Annotated in this window: 17 protein-coding genes; 6 read left to right on the top strand and 11 right to left on the bottom strand. The window is 63.9% G+C overall.

Features of this window, described 5'->3' with window-relative positions:
• The first annotated feature begins 36 nt into the window (after positions 1–36).
• The 3 genes from DV733_RS01415 to DV733_RS01405 are packed head-to-tail and all read left to right on the top strand — an operon-like array spanning position 37 to position 1606.
• Complete coding sequence (locus tag DV733_RS01415) at positions 37–561, top strand: DUF7547 family protein (protein ID WP_049993404.1); 525 nt, start codon at positions 37–39, stop codon at positions 559–561.
• A 54-nt stretch (positions 562–615) separates the two neighbouring features.
• Positions 616–1080, top strand: a complete 465-nt coding sequence (locus DV733_RS01410; RefSeq protein WP_049993403.1) for an HTH domain-containing protein — start codon at positions 616–618, stop codon at positions 1078–1080.
• A gap of 46 nt (positions 1081–1126) precedes the next feature.
• A complete protein-coding gene (locus DV733_RS01405) occupies positions 1127–1606 on the top strand; it encodes an HTH domain-containing protein (RefSeq protein ID WP_049993402.1) in 480 nt (159 codons plus the stop codon).
• Here DV733_RS01405 and DV733_RS01400 read toward each other — a convergent pair.
• The 10 genes from DV733_RS01400 to DV733_RS01355 form a co-directional block, all read right to left on the bottom strand.
• On the bottom strand, positions 1603–2004 hold the full coding sequence (locus tag DV733_RS01400; RefSeq protein ID WP_049993401.1) for a Zn-ribbon domain-containing OB-fold protein: 402 nt from the start codon (positions 2002–2004) through the stop codon (positions 1603–1605). The two genes, DV733_RS01405 and DV733_RS01400, sit on opposite strands and share 4 nt — an antisense overlap.
• The gene (locus tag DV733_RS01395) at positions 2001–3152 is read right to left on the bottom strand and encodes a thiolase family protein (protein ID WP_049993400.1); all 1152 of its coding nucleotides are present in this window, start codon (positions 3150–3152) and stop codon (positions 2001–2003) included. Before DV733_RS01395 ends, DV733_RS01400 begins: the two co-directional genes overlap by 4 nt.
• 70 nt (positions 3153–3222) lie before the next feature.
• On the bottom strand, positions 3223–3975 hold the full coding sequence (locus DV733_RS01390; protein ID WP_049993399.1) for a GIDE domain-containing protein: 753 nt from the start codon (positions 3973–3975) through the stop codon (positions 3223–3225).
• A gap of 310 nt (positions 3976–4285) precedes the next feature.
• Positions 4286–5251, bottom strand: a complete 966-nt coding sequence (locus DV733_RS01385; RefSeq protein WP_049993398.1) for a methyl-accepting chemotaxis protein — start codon at positions 5249–5251, stop codon at positions 4286–4288.
• A gap of 57 nt (positions 5252–5308) precedes the next feature.
• Positions 5309–5896, bottom strand: coding sequence for an imidazoleglycerol-phosphate dehydratase HisB (hisB, locus tag DV733_RS01380; protein WP_049993397.1), 588 nt, complete (start codon positions 5894–5896; stop codon positions 5309–5311).
• A gap of 60 nt (positions 5897–5956) precedes the next feature.
• A complete protein-coding gene (locus DV733_RS01375; protein ID WP_049993396.1) occupies positions 5957–7138 on the bottom strand; it encodes an MFS transporter in 1182 nt (393 codons plus the stop codon).
• Between the two features lie 70 nt (positions 7139–7208).
• A complete protein-coding gene (hisA, locus tag DV733_RS01370; RefSeq protein ID WP_049993395.1) occupies positions 7209–7943 on the bottom strand; it encodes a 1-(5-phosphoribosyl)-5-[(5-phosphoribosylamino)methylideneamino]imidazole-4-carboxamide isomerase in 735 nt (244 codons plus the stop codon).
• The gene (gatB, locus tag DV733_RS01365) at positions 7940–9457 is read right to left on the bottom strand and encodes an Asp-tRNA(Asn)/Glu-tRNA(Gln) amidotransferase subunit GatB (protein WP_049993394.1); all 1518 of its coding nucleotides are present in this window, start codon (positions 9455–9457) and stop codon (positions 7940–7942) included. Before gatB ends, hisA begins: the two co-directional genes overlap by 4 nt.
• A gap of 89 nt (positions 9458–9546) precedes the next feature.
• Positions 9547–10047, bottom strand: a complete 501-nt coding sequence (gene rimI / locus DV733_RS01360; protein WP_049993393.1) for a ribosomal protein S18-alanine N-acetyltransferase — start codon at positions 10045–10047, stop codon at positions 9547–9549.
• Between the two features lie 376 nt (positions 10048–10423).
• Positions 10424–12397 carry an aconitate hydratase gene (locus DV733_RS01355; RefSeq protein WP_049993392.1) on the bottom strand — a complete coding sequence of 658 codons (1974 nt, stop codon included), beginning with the start codon at positions 12395–12397 and terminating at the stop codon, positions 10424–10426.
• Positions 12398–12555: 158 nt separating this feature from the next.
• Between DV733_RS01355 and DV733_RS01350 the strand changes: the two genes are divergently transcribed.
• From DV733_RS01350 to DV733_RS01340, 3 genes are all read left to right on the top strand, one after another.
• Complete coding sequence (locus tag DV733_RS01350; RefSeq protein WP_049993391.1) at positions 12556–13032, top strand: deoxyuridine 5'-triphosphate nucleotidohydrolase; 477 nt, start codon at positions 12556–12558, stop codon at positions 13030–13032.
• A gap of 455 nt (positions 13033–13487) precedes the next feature.
• A complete protein-coding gene (locus tag DV733_RS01345; protein WP_049993390.1) occupies positions 13488–13679 on the top strand; it encodes a HalOD1 output domain-containing protein in 192 nt (63 codons plus the stop codon).
• A 41-nt stretch (positions 13680–13720) separates the two neighbouring features.
• Positions 13721–14110, top strand: coding sequence for a methylglyoxal synthase (locus DV733_RS01340; RefSeq protein WP_049993389.1), 390 nt, complete (start codon positions 13721–13723; stop codon positions 14108–14110).
• A 25-nt stretch (positions 14111–14135) separates the two neighbouring features.
• Here the strand turns inward: DV733_RS01340 and DV733_RS01335 are convergent, their stop codons facing one another.
• Complete coding sequence (locus DV733_RS01335; protein ID WP_049993388.1) at positions 14136–14495, bottom strand: single stranded DNA-binding domain-containing protein; 360 nt, start codon at positions 14493–14495, stop codon at positions 14136–14138.
• Positions 14496–14596 lie beyond the last annotated feature (101 nt).

Genomic DNA, 14596 nt, shown 5'->3' with positions numbered 1-14596 from the left:
CCGGTATTTTAGCGGTCGTCTCCCGAACGATCCAGTATGAGCGACGAGGAGTCCCCGCCATCAGTCGACCAGCAACTGGCTGCACTCACCGACCGTCTCGACCGACTCCAGCGTGAACTGGAGCGGTCGCGGCGACCGCCACTGGTCCCGCGGCCGCCCCGGGCCGACGAACTGCGGCAGTTCACCACCGACGTGGCGATTCCGGGGATCATCTTGCTGCTGGAGACGAACGTCCGCGCACTCAGACTCCTCCAGCGGACGCTGCGAACGGCCGAGGCGAGCGAGTCGCGGGGTACTGCGGCGGCCGACCGCGCGAGCGAACTCGGCGCGGCTGCGCTCGCACGATTGGACGACGCGCTCGCCGAGGCACAGTCGGCGCTCGCGGCCGAGCCGCCGGACAGCGAAGCGCGCGAACTCCTCGACGACGCCCGTACTCTCCAGCAGGAGATCCAGGATCGACTCACTGACGAGGAACTCGACACCCTCGAAACTGGCCCCAGTGTCGACGTCGAAGCCGAACTCCGGTCGATCAAGGACCAGGTCGACAGCGACGACGAATAGTCAAATATAGACAATAATGATTTATTATTGTAGACGTGCTGGCTAGACGTACCCATGCCCGAGACCACTCGCGGCGGGCAGCGGCGTGTCGAACTGGTCGTCAGAGACGACCTCCCGGAACCGGTCGAGAGCCGTCTGGAGCGGCTCTCGGCACGACTCGACCAGCTGGTAGCGGCCTCGGAGATCGACTCCTACGCACGCTATCGCTGGTCGAAACACCAGTCGTTCGACGCCGCGGAGTCGCGCTATGTCTCGTTTCGTGAGTGGGCCCGAGACGCTGGCGTCCAACTTTCGCCCGGATTCGACAGCCGGGCGTGTTACTCGATGGTGACTGGCGAGTGCGAGCAATCGCTGGTGGTCCCAGTCGTCTGCCTGGCCGTCTACGACGGCGACGAGATCGAGGCAGTCTACCCGCACGTCGGGGCCGAACCACGGACGGTCGCGGACGGTCTCGCTGCACTCTCGGGGCCCGTTCACGACTCGCTTCCCTCGACCCCGGAGTCGGGAACGGCCGACTGACCGCACTCAACTCGCGCGTTTCGAACGTCCCACACCACCAGCACGCATGACACCATCCACCGATGTCCACCTCGAACTGTACGTCCGAACACACCTCCCCGACCCCACTCGCGCCAGACTCGACGCCCTCCAGTCGGAACTGGAGGCTCTGGTAGACGCCCGCGGCTGGACCGTCGGCGTGACCCGCTGGCCGGCCAAGGTCGAACTGACCGACGACGAAGCGACCGACTCGGTCGTCGAGCACGTCTATTCGGCGTTTTCGGCCTGGGCGAGACAGGTCGACGTTTCGCTCGACCCGTGTTTCGAAACGCGGCGCTGTTATAGCTGGACGAGTGGCGACCCCTGTGACGCCCTCGTCTTGCCGGTCGCGTGTCTGGCGATCACCCGAGACGACGATCTCGAAGTGGTCTATCCCCACCGTGACGACGACGGCGTGCGGACGATCGCCGACGCGATCGACCGGATCCGGGCCGACGAGACTGCCATGACCGGCCGTGAACGTACCCGGTCAGAACTGACGCCCTAATCGACGCGGCGGAACCGATAGCCGTCCCAGCGTTGACTGTCCGGCTCGCGGATCCCCGCCTCGGGGTCGCGCAACTGTTCGACGTAGACCGCTTCGACCGTGTCACCGATCTCGACTGTCCCCGCTACTTGACCGATCGCACGCACCTGTTGGTCGTCGACCTCGAAGACGACAATCGCGAGCGTGTTCGGCTCGCGAACGCCGGGCGGCGTGGCCGTACTCTCGGTCCAGGTGACGACCTCACCAACTCGATCGGACAGATCGACCGTCTCGGTCTGGGTCTCGCCACACTCCGGACAGCACGGGTGGCCGGGATACGTGAGGTGGCCGTTCGGACAGCGGTGAGCGAGTAGGCCGGGCCGGTCGTTCTCGTCCCCACTCGCCGCATTGTCGCTCATCGTGCCCCCTCCAGCACCGTCGTCGTCACGCAGTTTCCGAACCCCCCGACGTTACACGCCAGGGCGACGTCGGCGTCGACCTGCCGCTCGCCCGCGCCGCCGAGCAGCTGCTCGTACAATTCGACCACCTGTGCGACGCCACTTGCTCCGAGGGGATGGCCCTTGGACTTGAGTCCGCCCGAGGGATTGACCGGCAGGTCGCCGTCGAGCGTCGTCACACCCTCCCGAGCCAGTTGCCAGCCCTCCCCCCGCTCGGCGATCCCCAGGGCTTCCAGTTGTAGCACTTCGAGGATGGTGAACATGTCGTGCAGTTCCGCGACGTCGACCGCGTCGATTTCGCGGTCGGCCATCGCCAGTGCCTCGTCACCGCTTTCGGCGACGCCTGCCATCCACGTCGGCTCGGCGCGCTCGTGGACGACGTGGGTGTCGGTCGCCCCTGCGATTCCCGAGACGACGACGTAGTCGTCCGTGTGTTCTGCGGCCACCTCGACTGGGCAGAAGAGCAACCCCGCCGCGCCGTCGGTGATGGGGCAGAAGTCGTACAGCCGCAGGGGGTCGGCGACGATCGGACTCTCGAGTACCGTCTGGACGTCGATCTCTCTCTGGAACTGGGCGTGGGGGTTCATCGCGCCGTGGGCGTGGTTCTTCACCGCTACTTCGGCGAGACTCTCCCGCGGTGCGTCGAAGCGGTCCATGTACCGGCGGGCGGTCAGTCCCGCAAAGCTCGGCAGCGTCACGCCGTGTTTGTACTCGACAGGATGGGTGAGCGAGGCGATGACGTCCGTGGCCTCGCCGGTCGAGCGGTGGGTCATCTTCTCGCCGCCGACGAGGAGGGTGCAGTCGCTCGCGCCGCTGGCGATCGACTGCCAGGCCGCGTAGACCCCCGCGCCGCCCGAAGCACTCGTCTGGTCGACGCGCTGGGTGTAGGTCCCGATGAGTCCGAGATCGTGTGCCAGCGCGTTCATCACGCCGGTCTGCCCCTCGAACTCGCCGCTGGCCATGTTCGAGACGTAGCAGTGTTCGACCGCCTCCCGATCGAGTGGCGCGGCGTCGAGGCACGACTGGCCAGCCTCGGCCAGTAGATCCCGTATCCAGCTGTCGTGCTCGCCGAAATCTGTCATCGACGCGGCGACGATAGCGACGTCCATACCGGGGTGTCGACCGGGGAGTGCCTTGTTCTTGTGGTCACTGTGGATAGCTGTCGAGGCGCGCTCGAAGCTACGGCAGCAGGAACCAGACCATCGCGGCGGCAGAGCCGAGCGCGATCACGCCGAGCAGCAACTGGTTGCTCGCGAAGGTGTCCGACAGCTCCGCCTCGCTCATATCCGAGAGGAAGTACTTGCCGCGGGTGTCGCCCCTGCCGACGATTGTCTCCTCCCCGTCTCGCGTCGCCGTCCCGAGGACGTAGACGCCGTCGCCGGGTGTGAGCGTCTCCGCGCGATAGGTCCGCCGGTCGTCCGTGTCGAAGTCGATCAGGGTGCTGACGCCGTCGGCCCGGATCGAGACGCCGGCCCGCTCGGTGCCGCCCTGATCGCTCTCGGTTCCCTCTCTGAGGCTCGTCAGCCGATCGTCGTGGCCTCGTAGCGTCTCTTTGTGCCGGTTCGACCCAGACATCTTGAGCGTCGCGCCCTCGGGATCGACGCGGATCGTGCCGCCCTCGTCTTCGAGGTCGAAGACGGCCTCGCGGCGACCACTCGCGATCGTCCGGTCCTGGATATCGCCGTCGGCGTCCAGCTCCTGCTTCGTGAGTTCCCAGTCGACCAGCACCGCCTCGTCGTTCGAGAGCGGATCACGGACGGTCTCGCGGGCCCGAACCGTGCCTTTCAGTTCGACCAGTCCCTCCAGCACCTGATCGGAGCGAGTGGTCTCGGTCTCGGCCATCCGACGGGTGCGACGCCGCTGGCTGACGAACCCGTAGCCTGTCAGGGCCGCGAACACGGCGAAAAAGCCGGCGATCGCGAGGTTCGTCATCGGCGCTCACCGCGGCGACATGGAGTATGTATCGTTCGAGACATCGATACCAGACCGACTCCCAGCAGTCGATATAGCTCTACGGGCGTGAGAGTCACTTGAGAGAATCGGCTCACGAGTCGGCCGTCGACACTGCTGCTCTCCGCTGGACTACTCGCGCACGGGAGCGCTCGTGAGCCGGCCGTCGACAATGCTTCTCCCGGCTGGACTGACTGCGCATGAACGCGCAGTCGTGTCGGCCGTCGATAATTCAGGTCTCCCGGCTGGACTGCTCGCAGACGAGACTGCTCGCGAGCCGGCCGTCGACAACTCAGTCGTCAGCAGTTACTGCATTGCGTTGCAGATCGTCGACCAGTTCGTCGACAGCCTGGTTGACGTCGACGATCTGTCCGGTTTGATCGTCGATCTCCTCGACGACGTCCTCGACTTCGTCCGCTATCTCCTCGGCGTTCATCGTCGATTGGTCGACCATACTCGCCACTTCCTCAGCGGAAGCGGCCTGCTGGTCGGTGGCGCTCGCGACTTCCTGGATTCCGGCGTTGATCTCTTGGACGGCCTCGCCGAGCGATTCGAGGATCTCCATGGCTTCTCCAACCGTGTCGATCCCGCGGTCGATCTGCTCGTTGCTTTTTTCCAAACTGCGCACGGCGTTGTCAGTGTCGTCCTGGATGTCGGCGACCATCCCTTCGATCCGCGATGCCTCTTGCTGGGCCTGCTCGGCCAGGGACTTGACTTCATCTGCGACGACGGCGAAGCCCTCGCCGGCTTCCCCGGCACGGGCGGCCTCGATCGAGGCGTTGAGCGCGAGCATGTTCGTCTGGTCGGCGATGTCGTTGATGATCTCGACGACCTCGTCGATCTCTTCGACGCTGCGCTGGATCGTCCTGACGTCCTGGCTGACGCTGTCGGAGGCGTCATTGATCGACTCCATCACGTCGATCGTCTCGTCGGCGGCCGCCTGCCCACGCTCGGCCAGTCGTTCGGCTTCCTGGCTCGACGCCGAAACCTCCTCGGTCGAGGAGGCAACCTCCTCGATGGCCGCACTGAGGTTCGAGACCTCGTTCGCGACCTTGTCCATCCCCGTGTACTGTTCGGCGGTCAGGTCTTTGATGTAGTCGGCTCGCTCGGCGATCTCGACCGAGGAGTTCTCCAGTTTGGCGATCGACGTCTGGATCTCGCTGGCCGCCTCGTGGTCGTAGCCCGCGTCTCGGTCGATGTTCTCTTCCAGTTCGTCGACCTCTTGGTCGATATCTGAGTCGATGCCGGAATCTGCCATGCCAAACAATTCTAGTATATTCTTGAATAACTATCGTGGGCAAATAGTTAGGTACTCTCAGAGTTCGCCCTTCGTCGAGGCCACGTCGCTGCGGCGCTCGTCGATCCGGGTCGCGTCGTCGAGACTGCGGGCGAGACACTTGAACAGCGCCTCGATTTCGTGGTGGGCGTTGTCGCCCTCGATTTGGGCGTGGAGGGTGAGTCCGGCGTTCATCGCCAGTGACATCGCGAAGTGCTCGGCCATGTGGCTCGTAAAGTCTCCCACGGAGTCCTGGGAGAACTCGCCGTCGAATTCGAAGTACGGCCGGCCCGAGATGTCGAGGACGATCCCTGCGACCGCTTCGTCCAGCGGGACCTTCCGGTCGGCGTAGCGGACGATACCTCGCTTCTCGCCCAGCGCCTCCGCGAAGGCGTCGCCGAGCGTGATCGCGACGTCCTCGACGGTGTGGTGGTCGTCGATCTCCAGGTCGCCGTCACACTGGACCGTGAGGTCGAACAGGCCGTGCGTGGCAAACGAATCCAGCATGTGATCGAAGAAGCCGATCCCCGTCTCGACGGTCGAGTCACCGTCGCCGTCGACGTCGAGGACGACCTCGATGTCGGTCTCGGCAGTCTCGCGCGTGACGGCTGCGGTTCGGTCGGTCATATCTCGATTCACGCCGGCCCCAGTGAAGAATGTGACTGGTCTTCGTCACTCCCACCCACGTCAGATATTGGGATCGATCCGTCGGGCGATCACGACTGTGGGCGCGACGAGAAGGGTGAGCGCGAGCGGGATCCACATCGCGGATCTGATGGAACTGGCGTCGGCCAGCACGCCCATCGCGACCGGAACGATCGCGATGCTCACCGACGCCGTGGCGGTCGTGAGACCGTTGATCGGCCCGCTGTACTCGGGCGCGACCTGGGTCCCGAACGCCAGCAGCGTCGGGAAGATCCCCGAGACGAGTGCGCCGAGGACCGCGACCCCGGCGAACGTCGCTAGCCCGTCGGCGACGAAAAAGGTCCAGAGGAACGTCGGGACGATCAGCACTTCCAGGATGACGACCAGCGGGCCGTAGCCGACCCGTTCGGCGATGATCGTATAGACCAACCGACCCGGGACGTACGCGACGAGGAACACACTCAAGAGGAGGCTCGCTGTCTCCTGGCTGAACCCCGCAATCTCTCTGCCGAAGGTCGACAACCAGATGAACATCGCGCCTTCCAGACCTGTGTGAAAGACCAGCGCGATGGTCGTCGCTGCGACCGCGGGCATCTGCAGGAGGGCTTTCGCTGCCCCGATGTCGAGCTGAGCCTCCGCATCGACCTCCGGCGGCCGCAGCCGCCAGACCAGGAGTGCGACGAGGCCGAACGCCACCGCCAGCCCACCGTATGCGTAGCGCCAGTCCCCCTGTGCGACTGCCAGGCTCAACACCGCCGGTCCGGCGGCCGCGCCGACCGCCCAGGCCATATCGTAGAGATTGAACACGCGCCCTCGAGCATTCGGATAGAGGTGGCCCAGCAACGGCCTATCGAGCCCTCGCGAGACGCCGGTTCCGAGGCCGCGGACGACGAGAAAGCCGAGATACGCGACGAAAATCGGGGCCAGCGCCATCCCGACGACTCCCACCATCGTCAGTGCGACGCCCGCGAAGAAGTACCGACGGGTGTCGACTCGCCCGGCGACGGCTCCGATGCCCAAGACTGTCAGTGCAAAGCCGAGCGTCCCGGCGGGGCTGACCAGTCCCTGCAAGCTCTTGGAAATTCCCCACTCGGTTTCGAGAATCGGGAGCAGCGGACCGCGCATCTGCAGGCCGAGTCCTTCGAGCGCCACGAACAGGACGATCGCAGCCGTCCACAATCGCCGGGATCGAACCGCCCGCTCGTCGGTACTCGACTCGTCCATACTCAGATTCACCCCGTGGGTGAGAAAAGTCTGTTCGTCCGCTCTTCGTTGCCTTCGAACCGATTGGGAATCACTCAGCGACGGCGGCCATCGCGTCTTCGAGCGTGAATGCACCCTCGTAGAGCGCACTACCGACCACGACTGCGGCCGCGCCCGCGTCTTGCAGGGCCCGGACGTCCTCGATCGTTGCGACCCCGCCGCTGGCGATTACGGGGATGCCGACGGCATCGACGACGCGCCGGACTGGTTCCGTGCGGACGCCTTCCAGTTGCCCCTCGACGTCGACGTCAGTGAAGAGGATCCCGCCAGCGCCCAGCTCCTCGTAGCGGCCGGCCGCGTCGGCGGGATCTAACCCTGTGCCTTCGGTCCAGCCCGAAACGACGACCTCGCCGTCTTTGGCGTCGAGGCTGACGAGCACACTTTCGGGATGTTCCTCGCTGATCTCGGCGACGATCTCGGGGTTCTCGACGGCGGCCGTCCCGAGAATCACGCGATCGACGCCAGAATCCAGGAGGTCGATCGCGCCCTCGGCAGTGCGGATTCCACCACCCAGCTGGACGTCGACGTCGACTGCGTCGAGGATCGCCTCGATCGCGGGGGCGTTCTCCCGTTCGCCTTCGAACGCGCCGTCGAGATCGACCAGATGGAGCGTCTCCGCGCCGGCGTCGACCCATCGCCGGGCGGCTTCGACGGGGTCGCCGTAGGTCTTTCCCGTGCCGCGCTCGCCGCCGACCAGCTGGACCACTTGCCCGTCCTGCATGTCGACTGCCGGGATCACCTCGAACGTTTCGAACGCCCGGTTCATTCGTCGAGTTCCTCGCGGAGGCGGCCGTTTACGTCACTCGGATCCGCACTCCCTCCCGTCTTTTGCATGACCTGGCCGACCAGGAAGTTGATCGCGCCGCCCTCGCCGCTGTGATAGTCCTCGACGGCGTCGGGGTTCTCTTCGATGGCTTCCTCGACGGCTTGCTGGACTTCGTCTCCCGAGGACTTGCCTAGACCCTCGCGCTCGACGACCGTCTCGGGGTCGTCGCCCTCGTCGAGCATATCCCGGAGGACGATCTCACGGGCGTTCTTGGCGGTAATCTCCTCGTCCGCCACGAGTTCGACGAGCGTTGCGACCTCGTTCAGTCGATCTTCGATGTCCGTGATCGCCATGTCGCGGTAGTTCAGCTCTCCGAGGAGGTTGTCCGCGACCCACGTCGCCACCAGGTCGGCGTCGTACTCGCTGGCGAGTTCCTCGTAGAAATCCGCGACCTGTTTCGTCGAGGTGAGTTTCGAGGCCGCTTCTTCGCTCAGGCCGTACTCGCTCTGGAAGCGCTTGCGTCGGGCGTCCGGGAGTTCCGGAATCGGAATCGTCTCCTTCCAGTCGCTGACCTGCAACGGCGGGAGGTCGGCTTCCCGGAAGTACCGGTAGTCCTTCTCCTCTTCTTTCGAGCGCATCCCGACGGTGTTGCCGTGGGTCTCGTTGAAGTGCCGCGTCTCCTGTTCGACCGCCCGGCCCGACTCGATGAGTTTCTTCTGGCGGGAGGCTTCGAACGAGAGCGCTTGCTCGGCACCCTTGTGACTGGAGATGTTCTTGACCTCCGTGCGGTTGGCTTCCTCCAGTACGTCCTCGCTAATTTCGCCATCCTCCCCGACCTCTGCGGCGTCGACGACCGAGAGGTTGGCGTCGATCCGCAGTGAGCCGTCGCGGGTGGGGTCGAACACGCCCAGGTATTCGAGGACCTCTTCGAGCTTTTCGAGGAAGGCCCGCACTTCGGCGGGGTCGCGGAAGTCCGGCCGAGTCACGATCTCCATCAGCGGCGTGCCCGCACGGTTGTAGTCGATCAGCGTGTAGTCCGCCCGATCGATCGAGCACGTCCGGGCTTCCAGGCTCTCGGTCCCCTCGCGGACGTGTTTGATCGAGCCGGGATCTTCTTCGAGGTGTGCTCGCCGGATCCCCACGGAACGGCGGCTGCCCTCGTGGCTGAACTCCAGTTCGCCGTCCTGACAGATCGGGGCGTCGTACTGCGTGATCTGAAAGTTCTTCGGCAGGTCGGGATAGTAGTAGTTCTTGCGGTGGAAGGTGGTCTCCTCGGGGATGTCGGCGTCGATGGCCTTCCCGATCTTGACGGCAGCCTCGACGGCTCCCTCGTTGAGCACCGGGAGTGATCCCGGAAGGCCCAGACACACCGGACAGGTGTGGGTGTTGGGCTCGTCGTCGCCGACGTCGGTCGAGCAGCTACAGAAGATCTTCGTCGCCGTCTCGACCTGAACGTGGACCTCCAGGCCGATGACGACCGCCAGTTCGCGGGATTCGGCGGCTTGGGCAGTCATTATCCTCGGTTCGTGAGCGGTGGGCTAAAGACTAACGAACGGTCCCGCGACGATCGAACTTTCGGCACCGGTCGACGGCCCGCAGCCGATCACCGCAACAGAACGAGCGCGTCCTCGCCGTTGTCGTAGTAGTTCGGGATCGTCCGGCAGTGCTCGAATCCAAAGGAGCGATACAGACTGCGTGCCCGGTCGTTGGTCGCTCGCACTTCGAGTTTCACCGAGTCGACGCCCTGGGAATCGAGGATCGTCAACGCCTCACTCAGCAGCCGTTTGCCGATCCCCTCACTACGGAACTCCGGGTGCACCGCCAGGTCCTTGACGTGCCCGAGCGGCGTCCCGTGGTTCGGGATGGCGTCGGCCACGACGTAGCCGACGATCCCCGAGCGGTCGACGTGGTCGTGACCGCTGTCGGATGCGCCCGTTTCGGCCACGAGAAATCCTGGCGTCTCCAGGAACTGCTCGAACGCCGAGAACGGCCACGGCTGGGGAAACGACGCCTGCTCGATCTGGAACACTGCCAGGAGGTCGGCACGCACCGCCTGGCGGATGGTCGGGCTCGGCGACTCGGCTCCCGGTGCGGTCGTCGTCACAGGAGGGAGTTGAACCTCTCGAAATATATGGCTATTGTCCCTGAAAGTCACGGACTCCGCCACGTTGGCCGCAAAGTTCTTAAATATCGGCGGCCAAGACTGAGTTGCACCCAGTTTTGGGTGCCACCCCAACACCCCCCACCCCCTCTCTACCCGTTTTCTGTGTACTGATCGTCCAGCCACTGCCACGTCCAGCACGTGAGTCACGACACGAAAATCGGCAGCGGCTAACGTGTTCTCGTCTGTGAAAAAACGGCGTCGGTATCTAATTACAGGACCTGCGAGGTCAGTACCTTTCGTCTCAGATCAGTCGTCGGAGGGCGCTGCCGGCTGACGACAATTCAGTCGTCGGAGGGCGCTGCCGGCTGACGACAGGTCAGTCGTCAGCGGGCGTCGCGCCGTCTTCCTGCTCGTACTGCTTTTTCGTGTGCGACAGTTTGCCACCGTCTGCGAGGATTTCGCGCTCGCGAGCGGAGGCGTCGAGGTGGCCGGTCGCTTCCCAGTCGTCGTTGACGCGGATGGTGAACTCTTCCTGACCGGAGCGGACGGCCTCGGCGACGTCGTCGACGATTTCGATGTCGTCGCCCTGCTCGATCTTCGCGTAGGTGTCCTCGTCGATCTCCAGGGGCAGGAGGCCGAAGTTGAACAGGTTCGCCTTGTGGATCCGGGCGAAGCTCTGGGCGAGCACGCCTTCGACACCGAGGAACATCGGACAGAGGGCCGCGTGTTCACGCGAGGAGCCCTGGCCGTAGTTCTCACCGGCGACGAGGAAGCCGCCGTCGCTCTCCAGTGCGCGGTCGGCGAAGCTCTCGTCGACCCGCGAGAGGGTAAACTCCGAGAGTTTCGGGATGTTCGACCGGTACATCAGGATGTCCTGTGTCGCCGGGATGATGTGGTCGGTCGTGATGTTGTCCTCCATCTTCAGGAGGGTCGGCCCTTCGAGCTTGGAGTCGAGCGGGTCCTTCAGCGGCACGTCACCGATGTTCGGCCCCTTGACGAGCCCGTCGTCGACGGCCTCGTCGGGCGCGATGAGGTCGGCCTTCGAGCCGTCGTAGGCGTCGGGCAGTTCGAAGCCGGGTGCGTCGAGGTCGCCGAGTTCGTCGGCCAGGTCGCGCGGGTCGACGATCTCGCCGGCGAGCGCCGCGGCGGCTGCGACCTCGGGCGAGCAGAGGTAGACGTTGTCGTCTTCCAGACCCGAGCGGCCCTCGAAGTTGCGGTTGAAGGTCCGCAGTGACACCGAGTCGCTTGCGGGCACGTGGCCGATCCCGATACAGGCACCGCAGGTGGATTCGGAGAAGTTGACCCCGGCGGCCATCAGTTCGGCGGCCCAGCCGTCACGTGCGAGCATCTCGCTCGCCTGCTTGGAGCCGGGCGCGACGATCATCTCGGTCTTCTTGTCGATCTCGCGGCCTTCGAGCATCTTCGCGGCCGGGAGGATGTCCTCGTAGCCACCGTTGGTACAGGAGCCGATCATGACCTGCTCGACGTCCTGGCCCGCGGCCTCGCGGACGGGGACGACGTTGTCGGGCATCGACGGCTCGGCGATGAGCGGCTCGAGCTCCGAGAGGTCGACGACGATCTCGTCGTGGTATTCTGCATCTTCGTCGGGGCCGACCTCTTCGAAGGCATCCTCGCGACCCTGTCGGGCGAGGTAGTCCTTGGTCTTCTCGTCGGTCGGGAAGATCGAGGAGGTCGCGCCGAGTTCGGTCCCCATGTTGGTGATCGTCGTTCGCTCGGGCACCGAGAGGGTCTCGACGCCGGGGCCGGTGTATTCGAGCACCTTGCCGACGCCCCCCTTCACGGAGAGGCGGCGCAGCATCTCGAGGATGACGTCCTTGGCGGTCGCCCACTCGGGGAGTTCGCCTTCGAGTCGGACGTTGACGACCTCGGGCATATCGATGTAGTACGCGCCGCCACCCATCGCGACGGCGACGTCCAGTCCGCCCGAACCGATGGCGAGTTCGCCCAGACCACCGGGAGTCGGTGTGTGCGAGTCGCTGCCGAGCATCGTCTTGCCGGGGGCGGCGAAGTTCTCCTTGTGGACGTTGTGACAGATACCGTTGCCGGGTCGCGAGAAGTGCGCGCCGAACGTGCCCGCCGCAGAGCGGAGGAAGCGGTGGTCGTCCGTGTTCTTGAAGTCGAACTGATAGGTCTGGTGGTCACAGTACTGCGCTGCGAGTTCCGTCTGGACCTCTTCGAGGCCGAGCGCCTCGAACTGCAGCCATACGAGAGTTCCTGTCGTGTCCTGCGTGAGGACCTGATCGATCTCGATCCCGATCTCCTCGCCGGGTTCGAGTTCACCTTCGACGAGATGATCGGAGAGGATCTTTTCCGTGAGTGTCTGTCCCATAACGTGCTGTAATCGTCCGCCGACGGATATAAATCCCGCGTGTTGCCACGAATAATGCCCCGCCCACGTCTTGCGGTTTTGTTAGTTGATAGGTATTGACGATGAACGTTGGCTCTGCGATCAGCAGGGTTTTGTCGTCGCCTGTGCCCTGTAGGAGCATGTTCCGGAGTGGCCGATTCGTGGCCGAGCACCTCGAAGACGTCCAGCCAGCGCAAGTCCAGCCCAACGGCGTCGACCTGACGCTCGATGCAGTGTTCGAGCAAGTCTCGCCGGGGCGAATCAGTACCGACGGGAAGACCATCGGTGACCGGAAGGAAGTCGACGCAGCGAACGACGTCTTCGCGCTCGAACCGGGTGGATACGTCGTCCGCTACGCTGACCAGATCAGGATTCCCGAAGATCACGTGGGGTTCCTGTATCCTCGGTCGTCGTTGCTGCGAAATTCGTGCATGCTCGATACGGCCGTCTGGGACGCCGGCTACGAGGGCCGCGGTGAGGGATTGCTCGAAGTGCATCACGACATCGAAATCGAAAGAGGGGCTCGAATCGCGCAACTGGTGCTCGCGCGTGCGAGCCACGATAGTACGTACACTGGTTCGTATCAGGGCGAGAACATCCATCGAGAACCGGAGTGAATCGAGTCTGAAGACATTTGCCGTCCGTCGATCCATTCGGTCGCCTTGCCCACATATAAACGCTTGAATATACAGGTCACATCACTTTATGGACATCTTGAGTACAGTTGAAATGGTGTTGGGAGAAACCGGATGACGTGCCTCTGACATGACTCTCACCGGCCACCCTCAACACCGATGTGGATTCGGGGATTCCATACCCCGTTCTTGAGGACTCTACACGTACAGTGACGATCATCTCGTCAGTAGTGCACCTTCCGGGGTCGAATAGTGACACGAGTCACATCCGTCTCAACCGATGGGCCGGCAGTTGCGTTGTTTCCATCTCGAAAGGAAATTTACCCTCGGGAAAGCCCAGACGTCGAAATCCACGGGAGCGTTCTTTCTATCTGATACGCGAGGACGCGGCCGAAAGCGAGACAGAGGGGTGGCTTGCGCCCGAGCCAGCGGACGAAGTGATTGTCGCCGAGGTTCTCGATTCGACCGATCTCTCGCGTGAGGACGTCGAACCGCTGGGCGAGCACGTCGATTTCGAGCGATTGCACGAACTCCTCGCTGGCGATTCCGAGGCGGACACGCTCACGTTTACTGTCGAAGAAATCGAGGTGACAGTTTCTGCCGACGGATCCGTGACTGTCTCGCCCTGAGCCGCGAAAACGCTTTTTCGTTGGGGCGAGAGGTACGGAGTATGACTCGGATCGCGTTGATCGCCCACGACGACGAGAAACCAGAGATGATCGACTTCGCGAGCGAGCACCAGTCCTACCTGCAGGACATCGAGATCGTGACGACCGGGACCACCGGCAAGCGAATCGAGGACGAGGTGGGGATCGACGTCGACCGCAAGCAGTCCGGCCCGCTGGGTGGGGACCTCCAGATCGGGGCGGAAGTCGCCGACGATAAACTCGATGGGATCATCTTCCTGCGAGATCCCCTCACGGCACAGCCACACGAGCCGGACATCTCGGCGTTGTTGCGGATCTGTGACGTCCACGACACGCCGATGGCGACGACCAGAAAGTCGGCGGAGTATCTGCTGACGGGCGTCGCGCTGGAGGACGGCGTCGAACTGCAGTGAAAAACCGGTATCGGGATGCGCCCAGTTAGGCGCTCGTGACGTTCTGACCGATGATACTGATATCGGCGGGTCCGCCCATGCCACCCGATTGGGCTCGGCCGTCGATAGTGACGCAGTCACCCTCTTCGACAGCGTGTGAGCCTGACGCTGGCATGATGAATGCCTTGCCAGTCCCGTCGTCGATCGCGAACGACACTTGGCTCGTTTCGACGACTTCACCTTCGACCGAGACGCCGGTGGTTCCCGGTTCGAGATTCTCTATTTTCGAGTCCCCAGGTCCACAGCCGGACCCACTGCCCCCACCCAGAGCGGAGCAGCCCGCGAATGCGGAGAGGACGACCAATGCAGCGACGACTCCTGTGAGTCGCGTCGTGTGTGTCCGCATCTGCCTGCGTTGCTTCTCGGATAACGATATAAATGAATTTCCATCCACTGTGAAAATCGGCGGCCGTCATTCGAAATCCTTTTTTCTGGGTCCCCCTCACG

This window comes from Halapricum salinum, assembly GCF_004799665.1.
Taxonomy (GTDB): domain Archaea; phylum Halobacteriota; class Halobacteria; order Halobacteriales; family Haloarculaceae; genus Halapricum; species Halapricum salinum.
Note: the sequence above shows the minus strand (reverse complement) of the source record. Positions and strands in the feature narration are given on the sequence as shown.